This window comes from Bacteroides caecigallinarum (genome assembly GCF_016901995.1).
Lineage (GTDB): Bacteria > Bacteroidota > Bacteroidia > Bacteroidales > Bacteroidaceae > Phocaeicola > Phocaeicola cellulolyticus.
The window spans coordinates 1-219 of the sequence record NZ_JACJLE010000242.1 but is presented as its reverse complement, the minus strand read 5'-3'; the positions used below and the strand labels follow the sequence as shown (position 1 = coordinate 219).

Below are 219 nucleotides of genomic sequence, written 5' to 3'. Positions count from 1 at the left end.
GCGCAGAGAATAGGTCCAGGCAACTGTTTAACAAAAACACAGGGCTGTGCTAATATGAAAGTAGATGTATACAGCCTGACACCTGCCCGGTGCTGGAAGGTTAAGAGGAAATGTCATCTTTGGGAGAAGCATTGAATTGAAGCCCCAGTAAACGGCGGCCGTAACTATAACGGTCCTAAGGTAGCGAAATTCCTTGTCGGGTAAGTTCCGACCTGCACG

At 48.4% G+C, this 219-nt stretch carries 1 rRNA gene; it reads left to right on the top strand.

The annotated features are described in order from the left end of the window. Window positions 1–219: ribosomal RNA gene (locus tag H6A61_RS15810) — 23S ribosomal RNA — on the top strand; the annotation flags it as partial.